Raw genomic sequence first — 20963 nt, 5'->3', positions numbered from 1 at the left:
TGTTCGGGAAGGGGCAAAACTTACTATAGTCGATGATACAATGGAATTTGATCTAGCAAGTCCTAGCGCAAATTCCACTGTGAACGTATGTTCAGGCGATAAAATAACTATATCATATAGTGGAGCAAAAAATACATATGATACCGAAAATGTTACAGGCTATATATCTGCCATAATTAAATCTGGTGCCTATAACAGCACTGATAATAACACTAGCCTGTGCACTGCAACACCACTATACTATGCTAGATTAAAAGCAGTCGATACCGAAGGCAATGGATCGATAAATATTCAAATACCAGATTTAGAGGATGATGACTACACACTAATTATCTACAACGAAATAGAACGAGGTCCATATAAAACCAACTACGCGAAACCTAAAATGATAACTCTATCGGTATTAAATACTCCACCTGATACAACTGTACCTACAGTAAATAATATTTACAGAAATACCGCTAATACGATATTTAAATTTACTGCAATTGATGATATAAATTTAGGCCAAATTGTTACATCATCTGGAGATATAAAATTGCTATCTGGATCTAGTATAACCACAAACATATTAACCAATCAACCACAAACATTAATAGATGTGTACGATGCTTCAGGCAATATAACCACAAAAACTATCAGTGATATGATACTTGATAATAAGCCACCTGAAATTATCAATATAACACATAACAACAGCACATATAGTATCACTGTAAGCGATAATGAATCTGGTATATGAAAGATAACTAATGGCGATGGTACTCGTACTTATTGTGACTATAGCACATCTAGTACATAATATAATAATAGCCCGTAGTGAGGCTTTGGCCTTATTGGGGACTATTTTTTGTGCTTGCAATGGAGAGGAATATGTGCTAGAGTTATACATGGGAAGAATTAAGTATGGAGTGATTATGTGAAAAAAGTTATAGTGATAGTGGGGCCCACAGCATCAGGAAAAACGAAATTATCAATAGAGTTGGCAAAAAAATTAGATGGTGAGATAGTATCATGTGATTCTATGCAGATATACAAGTATATGGATATTGGAACGGCAAAGCCAATGATTCAAGAGATGAATGGGATAAAACATCACATGATAGATATTGTTTTGCCGAGCGAAGAATTTAGTGTGGCAAAATATAAGGATATGGCTAAGAGGTGTATAGAGGATATATTAAAAAGAGGTAAGATGCCTATAGTTGTTGGTGGAACGGGGCTTTACGCTAATGCGTTGATATATAATTTAAGTTTTAAAGATACAGTATGTGATTGGGAATATAGAAGAAAGCTTGAGAAAGAGGCTAAACTTCATGGGAATAAATATTTGCACGACAAATTAAAGGATATAGATAGAGAAAGTTATGAAAAATTACACGAGAATGATTTAAAGAGAATAATAAGAGCGCTGGAAGTATATAAATTTACGGGAAGTACTATAACCCAGCAGTCGCGAATGTCTAGAATAAATCCGCCTGAGTACCAGTATGTAGTATTTGGACTTACTATGGATAGAGAAAAATTATATGAAAGAATAAATAAAAGGGTCGATATAATGATAGAGAGTGGTCTTATAGAAGAAGTAAAAAACATAGTAAGGTTGGGGTATAAGAACACGAGGACTGCATCTTGTGCAATAGGTTATAAAGAAATTTTTGCATGGCTTGATGGAAAGTGTACATATCAAGAGGCGATAGATAAGTTAAAGATGGAGTCGCGACGGTATGCAAAAAGACAGATAACTTGGTTTAAGAGAGTGGAGAATATACACATGGTTGATGCTAGTGAAGATATAGAAGACATACTTGGGTACATGGAAAACATAATTTCATTCTAAAACTTAGAAGATGTTGATAAAAAGGATGGGTGATGTTGATGAAGGGAGATATTCTTCAGGATGAGGTATTAGAGGAAATGAAAAAAACTAAAGTTTTAATTACAATCTATCTGCCAGATGAATTGCAGATAAAAGGTATAGTGCGTGAATTCGATGAGCATGTGATTTTTTTAGAATTTGAGGATAAACAACAGATGGTTTATAGGAAGTTTATATCACTGATAAGACCTATGAAATCTTTAGATTTCAAATTGGGAGAAGAAAAAATGGGGACAGTTTAGACGAGTTAGAGTAAAGGATGTAGTTTTTGTGTTTCATCCGTATTAAAGTAGTCAACATAACAATATGTTGACTACTCTTTGTGTTAAATAGATAAGGAATCAAATCTTTTTATAGCTTCTATAGTATTTTCCAAACTTGCAAATGATGTTAATCTAAAGTATCCAGTACCACTAGGACCAAAGCCAACGCCAGGTGTTCCGACCACATTGATTTTTTTGAGCAAAAGGTCAAAGAAATCCCAAGAATCCATATTGTTAGGAGTTGCAAGCCAAATATAAGGTGAATTTACTCCTCCATAAACGGCAAAGCCTTTTTCTATCAAAGCATTGCGGATTAGTTTTGCGTTATTTAGATAATAAGATATAACGTTATGTATTTCTTTTTGGCCTTCTTCTGTGTACGTAGCAAGTGCAGCCATCTGTGATATGTACGATACACCATTAAATTTAGTAGCTTGCCTTCTTGCCCATAGCGAATTTAAGGATATTTTTTCATTAAGAGAGGTTAAGGCAAAAACATCCCGAGGCACAACGGTATATGCACAGCGTACACCAGTGAATCCTGCAGTTTTGGAAAAGCTTTTGAATTCGATAGCACATTTTTTAGCTCCTTCAATTTCGTATATGCTGTGTGGTATGTTATCCTCTGTAATAAATGCTTCATATGCCGCGTCAAACAATATAATTGAGTTGTTCTCGATTGCATAATCAACCCACACCTTAAGTTGGTCATGAGTTAAAGTTGTTCCAGTTGGATTGTTAGGCAAACATAGATAGATCAAGTCAACAGGTTTGGTTGGAAGGCTTGGTATAAAATTATTTTGTGCAGTGCATGGTAGATAAGTTATTCTAGAAAACCTACCAGACTCATCACAAATGCCAGTTCTTCCAGCCATTACATTACTGTCTACATAAACGGGATATACAGGATCTGTTACGGCAATAGTCGATTTTGTGCTAAAGAGCTCCTGGAAATTTCCTGTATCGGATTTTGCACCATCGCTTACAAATATTTCATCACAGGATATGTCAATTCCTCTTTTCTGATAATCATTTTTAGCTATTGCGTCAATTAAGAATGAGTAGCCTCGGTCTGGGCTATAGCCCTTGAATGTGCTAGAATTTGCCATTTCATCACAAGCTTTATGAAGATTTTTTATTACAGTTGATACAAGGGGTTTAGTTACGTCACCTATACCTAAAGATATTATATTACAGTTGGGATTATTTTTTTTAAATTCGGAAACACGTCTACTTATTTCTGCGAACAAATAATTTCCCTGTAATTTTAAATAATTTTCATTAACAAAAGCCATAAAAAAACATCCTTTCCTAAATTATATTTCACCCTCAAAAACAAATTCACATGGTCCAGTCATATATACGTGATTTGATGATTGGTCCCATTGTATTGTTAAATTGCCACCTAGTAGTTTTAGGGTAGCAATATTATCTGATACATTGTTTAATACAGATGCAACCAGTGATGCACATGCACCAGTGCCACATGCGAGAGTCTCTCCACTGCCACGTTCCCAAACACGCATCTTAAGAGTAGATTTGTCTACGACTTGGACAAATTCAACGTTGGTTCGTTTTGGGAATAGAGGATGGTGTTCAATTTTACTTCCGACTAAAGAAACAGGGAAAGTATTTACATCATTTACATAAACCACGGTATGAGGATTTCCCATGGATACGCAAGTTATATTAAACAGTTCATCATCTAGGGTAATTTTTTGATTTATAAAATTTTCTAATGTAGAATTAACTGGTATTAAGGAACTTTTAAGTATAGGTTCCCCCATGTCAACAGTGACAGATTCAATTGTGTTGCCAGAAAAATTTAGTGTTAAGTGCATTATACCAGCTAATGTTTCTAGCGTTATAGTAGTCTTTTTAGTAAGGCCTTTTTCAAAAACGTACCTCGCTATGCATCTAGTGGCATTTCCACACATTTCGGCCTCTGAACCATCTGCATTAAACATTTGCATTCTAAAATCGGCAACGTTAGACTTTTTTATCAAAACAATGCCATCGGCACCAATGCTAAAGTGCCTGTCGCTAAGTTTTATTGCTAGGTCATGAGGATTATCTATTTCGTGATCAAGGCAATTTATGTAAATGTAATCATTGCCAAGACCTTGCATTTTGGTAAACTTCAACATGCATCAACTCCTAAAAAAATATTATCTAAATTATATCATATGATGCCATTAAGAAAATCATTTTTCGAAAAAAAATTAATTTTATGGGCTAGATATCTTTAGAACACACAGTTATACAAGAGAAAACTTGAATCCCAAATCCACGTCCAAAATCGGTTAATCCTTCCCCTGAAGTTGCAGTGATACCGACACAAGAAGAAGGTATATTCAATAATTTTGCGATATTAATTCGTATATCTTCAATATACGGCGAAAGCTTGGGAGTTTTGCATTCAATAGAAATAGATAAGTGGGATATATAATAGCGTGGATCCATATAGGATAAAGCTTTTGCTAAATAAACGCTACTGTCTTTTACACCACTATTGCACATAGTATCTGCAATAGAACCCAATATATTTACACAGGTAATGCCAGATATAGCGTTGGTTACCGAGTGTAGTATAACATCGGCATCGCTATTTCCAGATAAAGGTGGATGATTAGGTATTATTATTCCGCCTAATATCAATTTTTTTGTAGAGTCACTAAAATCAAATCTATGACTGTCTTGGCCAATAGCTACTTTCATAAAATTATCGCTCCCTTATAAATCCTATTTTATCATAGTTTATTATCTACTACAACTGTATTAAAAAAAGCAACGAAAAATTAATGTGAGTTATAGTATGGGGAAGGTTTACAATTGTTTTTTTTTGTGGTACAATTTGACGTGAGGTAGGATACAGTTGGCACTTGAGAGAAAAATTTTTCCTAGAGTAGTAACCATGGTGCTGTCATGAGAATAAGATAGTATAAAACTTTAGGTTAGGAAGTGTGGACTGTGGAAGAAAAGAGAAGTTGTTGTTCGTGCGGATCTAATAATGATTATGCATGGATTATAATTTTGATAGTATTATTGATTGTCTTTACAAAATAGTGAAAGGGGTCTTATACCATGAATTACATTATAAGCGGAAGAAACATTGAGTTAACTGATGCGTTAAAGGACTATGCAAGATCCAAAATAGGCAAGGTGGAAAGATTTTTTGAACCATCAACAGAAGTGCATATAACATTTTCTGTTCAAAAAGATAGAAAGATAGTAGAGACGACAATCAGATATAGAGGGATTGTGTTTAGGGTAGAAGAAGAAAATACTGATATGTATGCTGCACTAGATAGATCATCAGATATATTAGAAAGACAAATAAGAAAAAACAGAACAAGATTAGCAAAGAAAATGTATGATAATCCATTAAAGTACGAGAAGATGTTTAGTGAAGATCAACAAGAAAAGGAAGAGGAGTATAAGTTAATAAAGAACAAAAGCTTTAGCTTAAAGCCAATGGATGTGGAAGAGGCATTATTGCAGTTGAATTTGGTTGGACACACATTCTTCGTATTTGTTAATGTTAAAAACAATAAAGTTAATGTTGTATATAGGAGAAAATCTGGCGGGTATGGAATATTAGAGCCAGAAGAGTAGATGTGGTATAAGAGATAGCCATATTTATATATGTCTATCTCTTATTGCTTGATAGGCGTTTTTTTGGTATAATGTCAAAACGGACAAGTTATATAAGGGGAGTAATGGAATGGAAAATTTATTGAAAGGATTAAATAAAGAACAAAAAGAAGCGGTTATGTGTACGGAAGGACCAGTGCTGATATTAGCAGGTGCAGGTTCAGGGAAGACGAGGGTGTTAACTCATAGAATAGCGTATCTTGTGCAATATAAAAAAGTATACGCAAGTAGTATATTGGCGATTACATTTACAAATAAGGCTGCCAATGAGATGAGAACCAGGGTTAATAACTTGATAGGAGATTTAGGCTCGGATGCGTGGATAAGTACATTTCATGCTGCGTGTGTGAAGATTTTGCGAAGGTATATAGAAAGATTAGGTTTTGTAAAAAATTTTGTTATACTAGATTACAAGGATCAACAGGAATTTGTGAAGGAATGCTTGGTTGAGTTAAACATAAATGAAAAGAATTTTCCTCCAAAGGATGTTTTGGCGGAGATAAGTAGAGCAAAGGATGTTTTACATTCACCTGAGGACTATATGGAAGAGAACTATAGTGATTTTAGAAAGAAAAAGGTTGCGCAAATATATGAGCTATACCAGCAGAAGCTTAAGATAAATGGGGTATTAGATTTTGATGATATAATTTTTTATACAGTTAGGATATTGCAAAATAATCCGGATGTGTTGGAGTATTATCAGAACAGATTCCGGTACATAATGGTGGATGAGTACCAAGATACAAACACAGCACAATACATATTAGTTAATTTATTGGCCGGAAGAGATAGGAATTTGTGCGTTGTAGGTGACGATGATCAGTCTATATACGGATGGAGAGGCGCGAACATACAAAACATATTAGACTTCGAAAAAGATTTTAAGGGAGCAAAAGTAATAAAACTAGAACAAAATTACAGATCAAAAGGAAACATACTTAAGGCTGCCAACAGCGTCATAAAGAATAATTACGGCAGAAAAAGTAAGCAGTTGCGTACAGCAAGTGACGATGGAGAGAAAATTACGCTGGTGCAAACGTCGGTTGAGTATGAAGAGGCTGTGTATGTGGCAAAAAAAATACGTGAGAGTGTTCAAAGTGGCAAAAAAAAATATTTGGATTTTGCAGTATTATACAGAGTAAATGCACAGTCGAGGGTATTGGAAGAGAGTCTTATGAAGTATAAGATACCATATAAGATAGTTGGTGGATTTAAGTTTTACGAGAGAAAAGAGATAAAAGACTTGATTGCATATTTAAGATTAATACAAAACCCTAACGACGACTATGCACTAAAGAGAATTATCAATGTTCCTAAAAGAGGAATTGGTATGGGTAGTATTCAGCGTATTGAAAATATTGCAAAGAGTAAAGGCTGTAGCATGTTTGCTATAGCATCCATGGCAGCACAGATACCGGAGCTTAGTAGGACAAGCGGCAATATTTGCAATTTTGTTGATTTTATAAGTAAGATGAAAATAGTATCACAAGAGAAAAAAGTATCAGAGTTAATAGAGATATTGCTTGAGGAATCGGGTATATTAAAGGAGTCTGAGTGGGAAAATTCAATAGAAGTAACGTCTAGAGTAGAAAATATGAAGGAGTTTTTGAGTGTTGCCATAGAATATGACAGTAGGGGTGAAATAGAAACGCTGGAGGATTTTCTAGAGAGCGTGGCATTGGTATCGGACCTAGATAATGTACAAGAGGATGAAGATAATGTTATATTGATGACGCTTCATAGTGCGAAAGGTCTTGAGTATGATACAGTATTTTTAACAGGTATGGAAGAAGGTGTTTTCCCTGCAGCTAGAAGCTTAGGCTCAGAGGAAGCGATAGAGGAAGAGAGACGTCTTTGTTATGTTGGAATAACTAGGGCCAAAGAAAAACTTTATTTAATGAATTCAAGGAAAAGAACGTTGTTTGGTAATACGGCCTATAATGAGGTGTCTAGGTTTATTAGTGAGATACCAGAAGAGATTACTGAAACAGAGGTAATTAAAGAACAGTATACTATGAGTAGAGGTGCCTTACGTAAAAGGCCTAAAGAGAGGGCGAGTTTACCTAAATATATGGGGAATATAGATACAATGGATGTATCGAGAAATGCTAGTGATTGTAATTTTACTGAAGGTGATAATGTATTTCATAAAAAGTTTGGGAATGGTATAATAAGTAAGATTGAAAAAGAGGAGCAAGATTACAAACTTGAAATAATGTTTGAGGATTCAGGAATGAAAAGAATGATGGCAGCGTATGCTAATTTAGAACGATTGGACCAGTAGTACGTAAGTTTGAGAGGTAGATATAGAGTGAAGAGCAGGAGAGTAAGTTATGGTTTGGTTTTAGTAGTTTTATTTGTGTTAATAGCGAATGTTTGGGTAGTAAGTGTAAGTGATATAAGAAATGTGATACTGATGATACCAGATGGTACAAGCGTATCCCATATAACGTTGTCTAGGTGGTTTGCACCTAGTAATAGATTAGCTATGGATGAGATAGTAACGGGTTTAGTAAAGACACACTGGACAGATGGAACTATAACAGATTCATCTGCATCTGCAACAGCATTTAGCACAGGCAACAAAACGAATATAGGATGTGTGGGAGTTATTCCTGTATGTGATGATAGTGGTTGTAAGTATAAAAGACCAGTAGCTACGCTATCAGAGGCAGCCGATAGACAAGGAAAGTCGGTGGGAATTGTTTGTACTAGTAATTTAAGTGATGCTACACCCGCGTGCTTTAGTAGCCATGTAAACAATAGGAAGCAAAGGGACACAATTAGTGAGCAACAGGTTTATTCTGGTATAGACGTTTTTTTGGGTGGAGGTAGCCAATGGTATTTTTGTGGAGATGAAAAATACAATAGAAGGGATGGCCGTGTTTTAAAAGATGAGATAGTTGATATGGGATATCATTTTGTGACAGATAAAAAAAGTATGTTGTCGTCTACTTCAGATAAATTATGGGGTGCGTTTGCACCAGTTGAGATACCTATAGACGATGCTAGTATGCCTACATTAAGTGAGATGACGAAAAAGTCCTTAGATGTGCTATCTAGGAATAAAAAAGGATTTTTCTTAATGGTTGAGGGTAGCAAAATAGATTGGGCATCGCATTATAATGATACATCAGAAGTGATAAAGGAAGTATTGGCGTTTGATGATGCAGTAAGGGTTGCTCTAGATTTTGCAAAATCACGCGAGGATACTGTAGTTATTGTGTGTCCAGATCACGGAAATGGAGGCCTATCCATAGGCGAAGATACGCTTGGTAATTCTTATAAGAATCACAATTTAAAAATGCTTACTAATACTATGGATAAAGTTAGAACGTGCACAAAAAGAGTGATGAAGCGACTAAACAAAGATTTGTCTAATCTAAGACTTGTGTTAGAAGAAGAGATGGGTATACAGGATTTGACGTGGCAAGAAGAAGAGTACATAAAGAAAGATACAGGGATGAATCGTGGTACCAGGATAAATAGAGTAATTAGTAAGCGAATTGGTGTTGCCTGGACGACACAAGGGCATACAGGGGAAGATGTGTTTATGTGTTGTTATCATCCTAAAGGTGAGGTACTACATGGTGTGCATGATAATGTAGATATAAGTACATATATACAAAAGGTGTGTGGATTTGATTTAGCCACTTTAACAGATGAACTTTTTGTTAGGGCAAAGGATGAATTTTTAAAAAAAGGTTGCAAATTAGAAGAAGAAGAGAATGAGTTGGTTGTCATAAAGGGAGATAACCAACTCAGGTTGCCATACAATAAAAACATTGGATATGTAAATGGAGAAAAGATAAAATTGGATGGGATTAATATCTATACAGACTGTGAGTTATACGTTTCGAGAAAAACACTAAGCTTAGTGAATAATATAGGAAAGTAGAGGTTGATTGAGGTTGTACGGAGTGAAGGACAATTTGGAAAAATATTTCACAGAGTTCAAACAAAAGTCTTACAAAATATATAATGAAAGAGTAGATTTTATTAAAGCGTGTAGGGTGGGGGATATAAATGGAATAAAAAAAATGTTGAAGAAGGTTGACATAAATCAAGTGGTGCGCCAAAGTAGTACACTAGTAGCGGATTTGTGCTTTGATGGAGATTTAAACATTTCGTCCCTTAATACGCAAGGAGAGGTAGATAAAGAAGAGTGGATAGCGTTTGATACGCCATTGATAGCAGCGTGTAAATCGGGGAACATAGATGCAGTGAAATTGTTAGTTTCAATGGGAGCCAACGTAAATCAATTGGGATATTTAAGTCGAGGTACAGCATTGTTTTTTGCGTGCAGAAGTGGGCAAGCACAAACAATAGAGTTGTTACTTGATAGGGGTGCAAACGTAAACAGAATGGGATATGTGATAGGGATTACGCCGTTGATAGTAGCGTGCAAAGCGGAGAATGAGGAATTGGTAGAATATCTTCTTTCAATGGGTGCGGATGTTAATAGAAATGGTGGTAAGCTATGTTATACTCCGCTGATTGTAGCCAGTAAAATAAATGATATTAATATAGTGAAATTATTAGTGGAGAGAGGCGCTAACTTAAATAAGGAAGGATATTTTGTGGCAAGTATGCCATTGATGGAAGCATTGGAAAATAATAATACTTGTGTTGAGAGATTATTGATTGATAATGGTGCAGATGAGCGAGAAGATGAAGGAGTGTTAGACACTACACCACTTATAGTGGCATGTGATAATAAAAATGAAAGTATCATAAAATATTTAATTAAAAAAGGTGCAAGAACAAATAAAAGATGTATTGATGGAAGAATACCTAAGATTGTTTTTAATAGTGATATCCTCCCCCATCTCCACCTCAAATTTTTGCCGTAAAATTCTTGGCGTAGAAGTAGGAATGGTTTAATAAAGTTAAAGGGCCTTAGGAGAGTTGACAAGTATATACTTGTGTGATAGTATTATCCAAAAAAAGTTTGTGTGTTGTAGAGAGAGGGAAAGGTGAATTTTATGGCAATGAATACAGAAGCAGTAATGTACATGAGACAAGAAGAATTTAAAGCACTGGAAGACATTGGAGTAAAAACCGAGCTAAAAAGAGAGATACGAAAAATGTTTGAAAAAAGTTTATCAACTGTTTCAGAAGAGCAAATAAAAAATCAGTTAAATCAGGTGATAAATTATTCATATAATTATTTATGTGGGGGAAGAGAAGGACTAGAGGTATTTAGGTCTAATTTTTTTATGATACTGTCAGAGTACACAGATGATGTTGAGTTTTTAAACTCCATGAAAAGATCGGTAGATTATATGTCAAGTGAGGAAATTATAGAAAGTTTAAGTTCACTAAAAAAAGGGGATAAAAATAGTTTTATAATTGTTCAGTTAAGGGGTAAAGGACACGTTTTTGCTGGTATAATTTATAAAAGAATTGATGATAAATACGATTTTGTTGTGATAAATAAAGGATATGTACCACGTAGGGGCTGTAGAAAATATAAAACATACGAAATGTATACAATGTCAGAAGATAATATTAAGTATATTATGCGAGGTATAGGTGGAGTTAGAGATTGTAGTTTGAATATTGAGGTAGATAGGGTTTATGACATTTTAGAAGATAAGGGAGAATACAATTCAGATGAAAGTATAAATTCAAAAATACCTGATATAAGGTATAGTAGTTTTAATTCGCGTGAACAAAAAACAGGCAATTGTTTTTATAAGAACGATGAAGCTGCGATATTACTTGCATGGCATATAGCGTTTAACAAGGATACAAAAGATTTTACGCCAAGGGGACCGATTAGTAAAAAGGACTTACATACAAAATTTGCAAAGAATATCCAAAAAGCAAAGATAAACAGGGAAAAGAGGGATTTACTTCAGTATGTAGATAAACAAATAGACATATATAGAAAAAATAAAGATTTTAGAAAATATTGTGAAAACAATAAGGATGTATCAGTGGAAGAAAAAAGGAAGGCGTGTATTGAGATTTTCATTGGAGAGGAAGAAAAGGATTCTACAAATGAAAAAGATTTAATGGATAAGGTGGATTTAGTGCTAAAGAAAGTTGATAATCAAACATTGTACGAGAATAGAGAAGTTTTTGAAATATCTAGTAATGTAGGTTTGGTAAAATTGTTAACGGCAATCAATGAAGAGATAAAAAATTTTCCAAGTAGTGAAGAGTTTATTAAAATGAAAGATAGATTATTAAAGGAAGAAGATGAATTATATAAAAATATTCCGGTTGCAACATGGCAAATAAAAGAGAGAATAGCATTATATCTTGAAGAATACCAAGAAGTAGAGGTAAGTTCGCAATCAGAAGGATTAAATAAAGTTATAGCTAATTTAAATCCAAAACATGTGATAAAATATCTAGAGACTGAAGATTTTAGTGAGTATTCGAAGCAGAAAGAAGATAAACTAAGAGAGGTTTGTGCTATTATGCCAAATGATGTCTATGTTAGGATCCATTATGTAAGTATGTTAATGAAAGGAGGAAAGTTAAAGGAGGCTTTATGTGAGTGTAATGATATACTAGAACAAAGACCATCTGAGACTAGATGTATAGTAACTATGATGGAAATACTAGAAAGAATGCGCGAACAGGGGACATTGGATGAGGCATTTGACATGTATAATAAATTTATAGAGTCAGACGAGAAAAAGACAGTGGCATACTACGGATTGGGGATTGCACATTGGTATAATAATGATAAAAATAAGGCAGAGGATTTTTTCAAAAAAGCAGCTGATTTAGATTTTGAATATGGAGTAAGTTATGTTAAATTTTTAAGTGGAGAGGAAGAATATAAGGAAGTTTTAAGAGTAAGTAATGAGGTGCTAAAGCGTAAGCCTAATTGTTTAGAAATAAAGAAGTTAAGATCGGATGCCTTGATGCGTGGTTGCGCTGATGATGGAAATAATAGAGTGTATGTTCAAAATTTAAAGAAGTTATGTACAGATGTAATAAATTCTGGTTGTAATTCTGGATCCGATTATTTTAGAAGAGGGATTTGTAATGAGGAATTAAAGCTTTTTAAGCAGGCTAAAGATGACTATATTAAGACTATAATACTAGAAGAAGATAATGAAAAGCTTGTTTGTGGCGCGATAGGTGGTCTTTATCGTATAGGGTGTGAAAAAAATGCAATAGATAGATGTGCGTGGTATTTAATAAAGTATCCTGATAGCCCCCAAATTATTAATCTAGAGAATAATATATTTGATGATCTAGACAAGCAATTAAAAGAGAAAGAGAAGACTAAAGATGAAGTCGAGTATATACTTGAGTGGGTTATAGATGGATATAATATAGGTTATTTTTATAATGTTTGCTATGAGGGAGCAAAAAAAGAAGAAAGTTTAAGTAGAGAGATATTACAAAAATTGGTAAAAAAATATATATCAAGACAAGGTAAAACGTTTATTCGATATCAAGTAAAAGGTTTGTCAACATCGCTAAGAAATACATGGAATAAGGTGATAGGGGTAAAATAGTTGTTTGGAGGATTGTTATGAAAGAGATTGAATTGACTGCATATGCTAAGATAAATTTTGCAATAGATTTATTGGGTAAGAGGGTTGATGGATATAATGATGTAAAAATGATTATGCAAACTATAGATTTATCTGACAAAGTTTACATTGAGAAAATAGATACTGGAATTGAGGTTGTATCTGACATCAAAATAGTCTCAAGTAGTGATAAGAATATAGCTTATAAGGCAGCAGAGCACATGATTAAGAGATATAACATAAAGAGCGGAGTTAAGATAGAGATAAAAAAGGGTATTCCAATATCAGCGGGATTAGGTGGTGGCAGTGCGGATGCAGCTGCAGTGATAATTGGGATGAATAAGTTATTCGATTTAGGGCTTAATGATAAAGAATTGCGAGCATTAGGAAAAGAGCTTGGTGCCGATGTTCCGTTTTGCATAATGCGAAATACAGCACTAGCACAGGGCATAGGGGAAAGGCTAATCCCTCTTCCAGACATTGTGGACATGGATTTAATAATAATAAAGCCGTGTTTTGGCGTATCAACAAAGGAAGTGTACGAGTCATTCGATTATAATGAGCCTAAGAGAAGGCCTGATTTTGAAATTTTAATAGATGCAATATCTAAAAGAGATATTTTGGGTATTGCAAAGAATATGGCAAATGTGCTAGAAAGCGTAACAGAAAAGAATTTTCCTGTTATTGCGGACATAAAAGATAGACTAATAAAAAATCGAGCATTGGGTGCTATGATGAGTGGGAGTGGGCCATCGGTATTTGGTATATTTGAGAGTTCGAGTGTGGCACAGGCTGCATATAAAGCAATGGCTAATAAGGGAGACTATCATTGTTATTTAGCAAAAACGGTGTGTTTTAGATAATTTTTTATACCTCTACTGTATATTTGAAATTTATTTAGGCAAAAATATGCAGTGGAGGTGTATTTTACGTGAAAAAGAATATTGATAATAAGCAACAAAAAAAGTTTTGGAAAAATGCAACTTATGTGGTTATGTTAGTGTCAATAGCGTTAGCATCAGTTATATCTTTGTTTAGTGCGAAAAAAAGTGTTAATTCGTTGATAGGTGAAGGTGATATGCAAAAGATTTTTTCGGTAGATAATGAAACTATAGCTGATGAAGTAAAAGATACAAAATCAGAAACAAATAGAGAGGATAACAAAAAAGAACAACAAGTAACAAACGAAGTTATATCATTTATAACGCAAAAAGAGGAAGAGACTATATCAAAAGAAAAGCTACAGGATAAAAAAGAAGAAGAAGTCACATCAAAAGAAAAGCCACAAGATAAAAAAGAAGAAGAAGTCACATCAAAAGAAAAGCCACAAGATAAAAAAGAAGAAGAAGTTACATCAAAAGAAAAGCCACAGGATAAAAAAGAAGAAGAAGTTACATCAAAAGAAAAGCCACAGGATAAAAAAGAAGAAGTTATATCAAAAGAAAAACTACAAGAATCAAAAATAAAACAGGATGAAGTTTTGTCGATCGAAGAAAATGATGAAGAACAAGCGGAAGTATTTTTAGGAAGTAGTGATTCGTTTATAACTCCAGTAAATGGAGATATAATAAGAGAATTTTCAGGGGATAAGTTGGTTTATTTTAAGGCAATGGATGAGTGGAGAATTCACAAAGGATTAGATATAAAATCTAGGCTGGGTACACCAGTGAAAGCGGTGATGGATGGCTATGTAGAGGATATACAAAATGACAGTGAAAATGGAGCAACTGTTATAATAAGACATTCAAAAAAAATAGCATCGGTGTACAAAAATTTAGCTAATGACAATTTAGTTATGCCAAATCAGATAATAAAGCAAGGCGACATCATAGGTGTTGTGGGAGATAAATCTAGGTGTAGCAACGATAATGAAGTGCATTTACATTTTGAAATATTGAAAAATGAAAAGTTGGTTAATCCTCAAAATTATATCAAATTAAAAAAATAAGAATATATGTTGTCATGTATGAATAAGTATACAACATAAGAGTAGATGTTTTTAGGAGAGAATGTTTTGAATAAAAATCAGAACATTCTTAACCCCTAAACATTTTTGACATAAAGTCCCAAGGGAGGTAAAATTTTTGAAAAGATATATAGAAGAAAGAGCGATAGAATTGGCGATGTATATTATTGAGAAAAAAGCCACAGTAAGACTTGCAGCCAAAAAGTTTGGTATAAGTAAAAGCACTGTTCATAAAGATGTAACTGAACGATTAGAGCAAATAAATTCACAATTAGCAAGTAGGGCACGGGTTGTGCTTGAGGAGAATAAATCTGAAAGGCACATAAGGGGAGGATTTGCCACAAGAGAAAAATATAGGAAGAATACGAAACTTACAGGTTAAATAAAAATAAAAAATATGTTGCAATATTGAAAAAATATGATAATATATACCTAGGCAAAGTTGTATGCAATCAATAACGGAAAGGAAGATGAGGGTTGTTTAGATTTGGACAAGATATAGGGATAGATCTTGGCACGGCGACTGTTTTGGTATATATAAAGGGAAAAGGAATTGTATTACGGGAACCATCAGTGGTAGCTATAGATAAAAATACGAATAAGGTACTTGCGGTAGGAGAGGAAGCAAGAAGAATGTTAGGTAGGACTCCTGGCAACATAGTGGCGATACGGCCATTGAAGGATGGTGTTATATCAGACTATTATGTAACAGAGAGGATGCTTAAGTACTTTATAAAGAAAGTTTGCAAGAATAGAATTTTCAAGCCAAGAATAATGGTATGTGTTCCAAGTGGAGTAACAGAGGTAGAAAAGAGAGCGGTAGTAGATGCAGCTATGCAAGCAGGGGCAAAGAAGACATATTTAATAGAGGAGCCTATTTCTGCAGCGATAGGTGCTGGAATTGACATATCCAAAGCGTGTGGTTGCATGGTTGTAGATATAGGAGGGGGCACAACAGATATTGCAGTTATATCATTAGGTGGCAACGTTGTAAGTTCATCAATAAAAGTTGCAGGGGATAAGTTTGATGAGGCGATAGTACGTTACATAAGAAAGAAACATAACATAATGATAGGAGAGAGAACAGCAGAGGAGCTAAAGATACAAATAGGTACAGTGTATCCAAGGCCAGAGAGCATATCGCGCGATATAAGAGGAAGAAATCTTTTAACAGGATTACCTAATATAATAAAAGTGACATCAGAAGAGTTAATGGATGCGTTGGAAGAGACAGTGATGAGTATAGTAGAAGAGGTACATTCAGTGTTAGAGAGAACACCACCTGAATTGGCTGCGGACATAAGCGATAATGGAATACTTATGACAGGTGGAGGTTGTTTGATATATGGTTTAGATAAATTGCTAGAGAAGCATACGGGTATAAAGGTTACAGTGGCTGAAGATGCGGTATCGTGTGTTGCGAATGGAACAGGAAAAGCGTTAGATAACATAGAGGCAATAGAAAAGAGTTTTGCGGTAGAGAATAGATCAAAAAAGAAAAAATAATGAATTGGAGGACAATTTAGTTAGATGATAGAGTTAGACGGTAAAAGAAGTATACATTTCATCGGTATAGGTGGAATAAGCATGAGTGGTTTAGCAAGAATAATGTTAAGTCGAGGGCATATCGTAACGGGAAGTGACGCAAAAAGTTCTAGTATTACAGAAAAATTAAAGAAAATAGGAGCTAAGATTTACATAGGTCATGCGCAAGAAAATGTCAAGTCAGCAGATTTGGTTGTGTATACGGCGGCAATAGGACACGACAATCCTGAATATAAGGGTGCGCTAGGTTTAGGTATACCAATGATGGAGAGGTCCGAATTTTTAGGTTACATAATGAAGGAGTACAAATATAGCATTAATGTTTCGGGAACGCATGGTAAGACAACAACTACATCAATGATTAGTTCTATAGCACTAGAGGCGAATTTGGATCCGACTATACATATAGGAGGAGAGCTAGATAAAATAGGAGGGAACACGTTAGTTGGCGGAAACAGATATTTTATCACTGAGGCGTGTGAGTACGTTGGAAGTTTTTTGAAATTTTATCCGTATATGGCTGTGGTGCTAAATATAGAAGAGGATCATTTAGACTATTTTTCTGGGATAGAAGATATAAAAGACACGTTTCATAAATTTATATCACTTGTGCCGAAAGATGGGTATGTAGTAGGGTATTTGGATGATGAAAATGTGCGGGATGTGTTAGAAAGAGGCGTTTTATGTGAAAACGTGATAACCTATTCAATTGACAATGAGAAAGCAAAGTGGAGGGCAGTAGACATAGAATTTGATGCTATAGGATGTGGAAGTTTTACTTTGCTTAGGGATAATGAGCCATATTGTGAAATTAATCTTTCGGTGATAGGGAGGCACAATATACTAAACGCATTGGCGGCGTGTTGTGTTTCTTTTGAAATGGGAATAGACAAAGACACAGTAAGAAAAGCGTTAAGAGATTTTAGAGGTGCGCATAGGAGATTTGAATATAAGGGAGAAAAGAATGGTGTTAAAGTAGTGGATGACTATGCACATCATCCATCCGAAATAAAGGCTACGCTTGAGGCAAGTAAAAGAGGAAACATCAATAAAGAGTGGTGTGTGTTTCAGCCACATACCTATACTAGAACTAAGGCATTGATGGACAAATTTTCTGAGGCATTCTACAATGCTGATAATGTAATAGTAACGGATATATATGCAGCAAGGGAAAAGGATACAGGTGAAGTAAATGCGAGCATGTTGGTTGAGAAATTACGAGAAAATGATGTAAATGCGGTATACATAAAGAGTTTCGATGAAATAGTAGACTATTTAGAAAAGAATGTAGAGGAAAACGATTTAATATTAACAATGGGTGCGGGAGATGTATATAGAGTCGGAGAGAAGTATCTAACTTAAAGTTATGGAGCAAGGGATCCCTAACTCTAACTAAAGCAAAGTGTTTCTAATTTGTTAAATAAAAGTCTATCTTTTTTAGTAAAGATAGATTTTTTCTATACAATTTAGTACAAAACGTAGATGTATCACACCACAAGCTTTGCATTTAGGCCAATTAATGTGGCAGGTGTTTTTTTAAAATATATTTAGAAACTTTCGCCTAAAATGCCAAAGCCTTACTCATTACTTTTTTTCACAAAAATATATAAGTGTTGACAAAATAGATAACTATTGGTAGTATATTAAAAGTCTATAACAATGAAAAGGAGAAGTATTATGAAATTTAATTATGCCCATTTAATAAATAAAGTTGTCAAAGGTAATGCTGATGAAATTCGAAACTACGTACATAAACACATGGATGCTAAAAATGAAGAATTAATGTGGAATGTAGTTATAGGTCTAAATTCATGGATATTGGCCCAAATACTGATTGAAGAAGGATCTGACGTTAACAGAAAAAATAGTATAGGACAAGGGATATTACATAATATAGACAGAGATGGATATACTCTAGCAAAAATACTGATAGAACACGGGTGTAACCTAAATGCGAGAGATTTGGAAGGGGATACTCCGCTGCATTATGCGGTAGAAAACAGGAATGTAGGGAATATTGTTTTATTTATAGAAAAGGGTGCTAGGGTAAATGCAAAGAATACCAAAATGAGGACGCCTTTACATTTGGCGTGTCAGAACAATAGTGCAGATATAGCCTATTTTTTGTTAAACAATGGTGCAGATGTAAATATAAGAGATGTAGAAGCTATTACAGCACTACATTGGGCATGCTTTAAGGGAAATGAAGAATTGATGAATATATTAATTAGTAAAGCTGATAGCAGTTTAAAAAATGATATTAGTTTGCTTCATTATGCGGTATTGGGAGGAAATGAAAGAGTAGTGCGTTATCTAGTGGATATGGGATTAAGTGTAAATGAAGTGGATAACACAGGGCGGACTTTATTGATGGATGCTTGTTTAAAAAATAATATTGATATAGCAAAGTTTTTAGTTGATGAAAAAAAAGTGGATTTGCAGGCGGTAGATGATAGAGGATTAACAGCATTACATTGGGCAAGTGCTAATGGATCGGATATGTTAGTGGAATTTTTATTGGACAGGGGTGCTGACATAGATGCTAAGGATAAGGGAAATTTAACCTCATTACACTGGGCTTGTGCTAATGAATGTGAGAAAACAGCATTAATATTAATAGATAGAGGTGCCAATTTAGATATTTTAGATGCAACAGATGTATCACCAATATATTATGCATGTGAAAGAGAGTTAAAAGGAGTGGTGGAAGAATTAATAAGAAAAGGGGCTAACGATCAATTAAGGGACCAAGATAGTGTGTTACATTGGGCAACTAGAAAAGGGTATCTTTCAGTTGTAGATGTGTTCATAGAAAGTGGAATAGACTTAAATAAGCCAGATTTTTATGGGAAAACGGCATTACATCTTGCTTGTTGCTTGGGAGACATTACAATGGTAAAACGGTTATTATCGAGTGGAGCAGAAGTGAATATAAGGGACAAAGGTGACGGAACGGCGCTACATTCAGCGTGTAGATACGAGTTTTATTATATAGCAAGGGAATTGATAAGATATGGTGCAGACGTAAATGCGAAAGATATGGTTTATCAAACGGCACTACATTTGGCATGTAAAAATGGTAATAAAGAAATTGTATCGCTACTACTAAGAAAAGGTGCGAATCCTTATGCAAGAAGCCTTACAGGAGATACACCAATGTATATTGCGTATGTAAATAATTTTTCATATATAATAAGGGAGATGCTTGATAGAATAGTGGAAATCCCTGATTATGTTATGGAATGGATCATAGAGGAACAGGATTTTGATATTATGGAGGCGTTAACGAAAAGAAAAAAAGAATTTAATCGTTTAATAGATAAACTAGTTGTAATGAATAAAAAACAGTCACTTGGAGAGATAGCTAAGTTTTTAAAAAGAGAGAAGGTAAATATATCTAGCCTAAAGAAGATAGAAACGACAATAAAAGGTGAAAAGAAAGAAGAGGTGAGTCGTTTATGTGCAGCAATTTTAAATAATAGTTTAGACGTTTCAGATATATTAATGCGAAATAATTCCAATAAAGTAAAAATGACAATAAAGAAATTAATGGAATTAGTAAGAGACAAAGATGCAGATAAACTTCTTAAAAAATTAAAAAACAGTACAAGAAATAAGATAAAAAAAAGAAAGATTGAATTGGAAAACGAGAGCATATGTCGGCTCATAATAAAAGGCAAAATGAGTAGAAGAAGTAAGAAGAGAATATTGGAAGAGTCAGATGATGATATGTTAGTCAAAAAAAGAAAGTTTAGTGTAAACAATACGAGTTTTATATAGTTACAAATGGTAAAATTATCTGGGGGAAAAATAAAAAAAATTCCCCAATTTACTTGACACATATTTATACTATTTATCTTACTTGACACACGGCATAAAACAATGATATAACTATTACTGTAAGGGGTGCTATTTTCCTTACGATTTTGTTTTTATTTGTTGAAAATTGAAAAAATATGGCATAATTTATGTTTTTTTCCTTTTTTTTCGTTGACATATCTGGAATATTCTGTTATAATTTGCTTGAAATTACCAGAAAGGAGTCTTATATTATGGAAAAAAATAATATAAATATCAAGCACAAAGATAGACTTTTCAAATATATCTTTGGAAATCCAGAAAAAAAGGAATGGACATTAAGCTTGTTTAAT

The 20963-nt window shown here is 34.1% G+C and carries 18 protein-coding genes; 15 read left to right on the top strand and 3 right to left on the bottom strand.

Annotated features, from left to right (window positions below; translation table 11 throughout):
• Positions 1–40: 40 nt before the first annotated feature.
• Genes J6Y29_00370 through J6Y29_00355 form a run of 4 tightly spaced genes read left to right on the top strand, consistent with a single transcriptional unit; the run spans position 41 to position 2121 of the window.
• The gene (locus J6Y29_00370; GenBank protein MBP5426347.1) at positions 41–742 is read left to right on the top strand and encodes a hypothetical protein; all 702 of its coding nucleotides are present in this window, start codon (positions 41–43) and stop codon (positions 740–742) included.
• Between the two features lie 10 nt (positions 743–752).
• Complete coding sequence (locus tag J6Y29_00365; protein MBP5426346.1) at positions 753–923, top strand: hypothetical protein; 171 nt, start codon at positions 753–755, stop codon at positions 921–923.
• On the top strand, positions 920–1840 hold the full coding sequence (miaA, locus tag J6Y29_00360) for a tRNA (adenosine(37)-N6)-dimethylallyltransferase MiaA (protein ID MBP5426345.1): 921 nt from the start codon (positions 920–922) through the stop codon (positions 1838–1840). Before J6Y29_00365 ends, miaA begins: the two co-directional genes overlap by 4 nt.
• A 38-nt stretch (positions 1841–1878) precedes the next feature.
• Complete coding sequence (locus J6Y29_00355) at positions 1879–2121, top strand: RNA chaperone Hfq (protein ID MBP5426344.1); 243 nt, start codon at positions 1879–1881, stop codon at positions 2119–2121.
• Positions 2122–2204: 83 nt separating this feature from the next.
• Here the strand turns inward: J6Y29_00355 and J6Y29_00350 are convergent, their stop codons facing one another.
• The 3 genes from J6Y29_00350 to J6Y29_00340 form a co-directional block, all read right to left on the bottom strand.
• Positions 2205–3437, bottom strand: coding sequence for an LL-diaminopimelate aminotransferase (locus tag J6Y29_00350; GenBank protein MBP5426343.1), 1233 nt, complete (start codon positions 3435–3437; stop codon positions 2205–2207).
• A gap of 21 nt (positions 3438–3458) precedes the next feature.
• Complete coding sequence (locus tag J6Y29_00345) at positions 3459–4286, bottom strand: diaminopimelate epimerase (GenBank protein ID MBP5426342.1); 828 nt, start codon at positions 4284–4286, stop codon at positions 3459–3461.
• A gap of 91 nt (positions 4287–4377) precedes the next feature.
• Positions 4378–4860, bottom strand: a complete 483-nt coding sequence (locus tag J6Y29_00340; protein MBP5426341.1) for a 2-C-methyl-D-erythritol 2,4-cyclodiphosphate synthase — start codon at positions 4858–4860, stop codon at positions 4378–4380.
• A 366-nt stretch (positions 4861–5226) separates the two neighbouring features.
• Here J6Y29_00340 and raiA point away from each other — a divergent pair, with 366 nt between their 5' ends.
• From raiA to J6Y29_00285, 11 genes are all read left to right on the top strand, one after another.
• Positions 5227–5757 (top strand): ribosome-associated translation inhibitor RaiA, encoded by a 531-nt coding sequence (raiA, locus tag J6Y29_00335; GenBank protein ID MBP5426340.1) that lies wholly within the window; start codon positions 5227–5229, stop codon positions 5755–5757.
• A 109-nt stretch (positions 5758–5866) separates the two neighbouring features.
• On the top strand, positions 5867–8080 hold the full coding sequence (gene pcrA, locus J6Y29_00330; GenBank protein MBP5426339.1) for a DNA helicase PcrA: 2214 nt from the start codon (positions 5867–5869) through the stop codon (positions 8078–8080).
• A gap of 27 nt (positions 8081–8107) precedes the next feature.
• The gene (locus J6Y29_00325) at positions 8108–9694 is read left to right on the top strand and encodes an alkaline phosphatase (protein MBP5426338.1); all 1587 of its coding nucleotides are present in this window, start codon (positions 8108–8110) and stop codon (positions 9692–9694) included.
• Positions 9695–9716: 22 nt separating this feature from the next.
• A complete protein-coding gene (locus J6Y29_00320; protein MBP5426337.1) occupies positions 9717–10649 on the top strand; it encodes an ankyrin repeat domain-containing protein in 933 nt (310 codons plus the stop codon).
• Between the two features lie 132 nt (positions 10650–10781).
• A complete protein-coding gene (locus J6Y29_00315; GenBank protein MBP5426336.1) occupies positions 10782–13283 on the top strand; it encodes a hypothetical protein in 2502 nt (833 codons plus the stop codon).
• Between the two features lie 17 nt (positions 13284–13300).
• Complete coding sequence (locus tag J6Y29_00310; protein ID MBP5426335.1) at positions 13301–14164, top strand: 4-(cytidine 5'-diphospho)-2-C-methyl-D-erythritol kinase; 864 nt, start codon at positions 13301–13303, stop codon at positions 14162–14164.
• A gap of 68 nt (positions 14165–14232) precedes the next feature.
• On the top strand, positions 14233–15249 hold the full coding sequence (locus tag J6Y29_00305; protein MBP5426334.1) for a peptidoglycan DD-metalloendopeptidase family protein: 1017 nt from the start codon (positions 14233–14235) through the stop codon (positions 15247–15249).
• Positions 15250–15385: 136 nt separating this feature from the next.
• Positions 15386–15649 (top strand): sporulation transcriptional regulator SpoIIID, encoded by a 264-nt coding sequence (gene spoIIID / locus J6Y29_00300; GenBank protein ID MBP5426333.1) that lies wholly within the window; start codon positions 15386–15388, stop codon positions 15647–15649.
• Between the two features lie 95 nt (positions 15650–15744).
• The gene (locus tag J6Y29_00295; GenBank protein ID MBP5426332.1) at positions 15745–16773 is read left to right on the top strand and encodes a rod shape-determining protein; all 1029 of its coding nucleotides are present in this window, start codon (positions 15745–15747) and stop codon (positions 16771–16773) included.
• A gap of 24 nt (positions 16774–16797) precedes the next feature.
• Positions 16798–18174, top strand: a complete 1377-nt coding sequence (locus tag J6Y29_00290) for a UDP-N-acetylmuramate--L-alanine ligase (protein MBP5426331.1) — start codon at positions 16798–16800, stop codon at positions 18172–18174.
• A gap of 315 nt (positions 18175–18489) precedes the next feature.
• Positions 18490–20592, top strand: coding sequence for an ankyrin repeat domain-containing protein (locus tag J6Y29_00285; GenBank protein ID MBP5426330.1), 2103 nt, complete (start codon positions 18490–18492; stop codon positions 20590–20592).
• Positions 20593–20963: the final 371 nt, after the last annotated feature.

Source organism: Clostridiales bacterium (assembly GCA_017961515.1).
GTDB lineage: Bacteria > Bacillota > Clostridia > Acetivibrionales > RGIG10202 > RGIG10202.
The sequence above is the reverse complement of the archived record's forward strand: the minus strand, read 5'-3'. Positions and strand labels throughout refer to the sequence as shown.

Bases quoted from the DNA above. Each gene is read 5' to 3' on its own strand.
- J6Y29_00370 (MBP5426347.1), top strand. From the start codon at position 41: ATGGAATTTGATCTAGCAAGTCCTAGCGCAAATTCCACTGTGAACGTA.
- J6Y29_00365 (MBP5426346.1), top strand. From the start codon at position 753: ATGGCGATGGTACTCGTACTTATTGTGACTATAGCACATCTAGTACAT.
- J6Y29_00355 (MBP5426344.1), top strand. From the start codon at position 1,879: ATGAAGGGAGATATTCTTCAGGATGAGGTATTAGAGGAAATGAAAAAA.
- J6Y29_00350 (MBP5426343.1), bottom strand. From the start codon at position 3,437: ATGGCTTTTGTTAATGAAAATTATTTAAAATTACAGGGAAATTATTTG.
- J6Y29_00340 (MBP5426341.1), bottom strand. From the start codon at position 4,860: ATGAAAGTAGCTATTGGCCAAGACAGTCATAGATTTGATTTTAGTGAC.
- raiA (MBP5426340.1), top strand. From the start codon at position 5,227: ATGAATTACATTATAAGCGGAAGAAACATTGAGTTAACTGATGCGTTA.
- pcrA (MBP5426339.1), top strand. From the start codon at position 5,867: ATGGAAAATTTATTGAAAGGATTAAATAAAGAACAAAAAGAAGCGGTT.
- J6Y29_00315 (MBP5426336.1), top strand. From the start codon at position 10,782: ATGGCAATGAATACAGAAGCAGTAATGTACATGAGACAAGAAGAATTT.
- J6Y29_00310 (MBP5426335.1), top strand. From the start codon at position 13,301: ATGAAAGAGATTGAATTGACTGCATATGCTAAGATAAATTTTGCAATA.
- J6Y29_00290 (MBP5426331.1), top strand. From the start codon at position 16,798: ATGATAGAGTTAGACGGTAAAAGAAGTATACATTTCATCGGTATAGGT.
- J6Y29_00285 (MBP5426330.1), top strand. From the start codon at position 18,490: ATGAAATTTAATTATGCCCATTTAATAAATAAAGTTGTCAAAGGTAAT.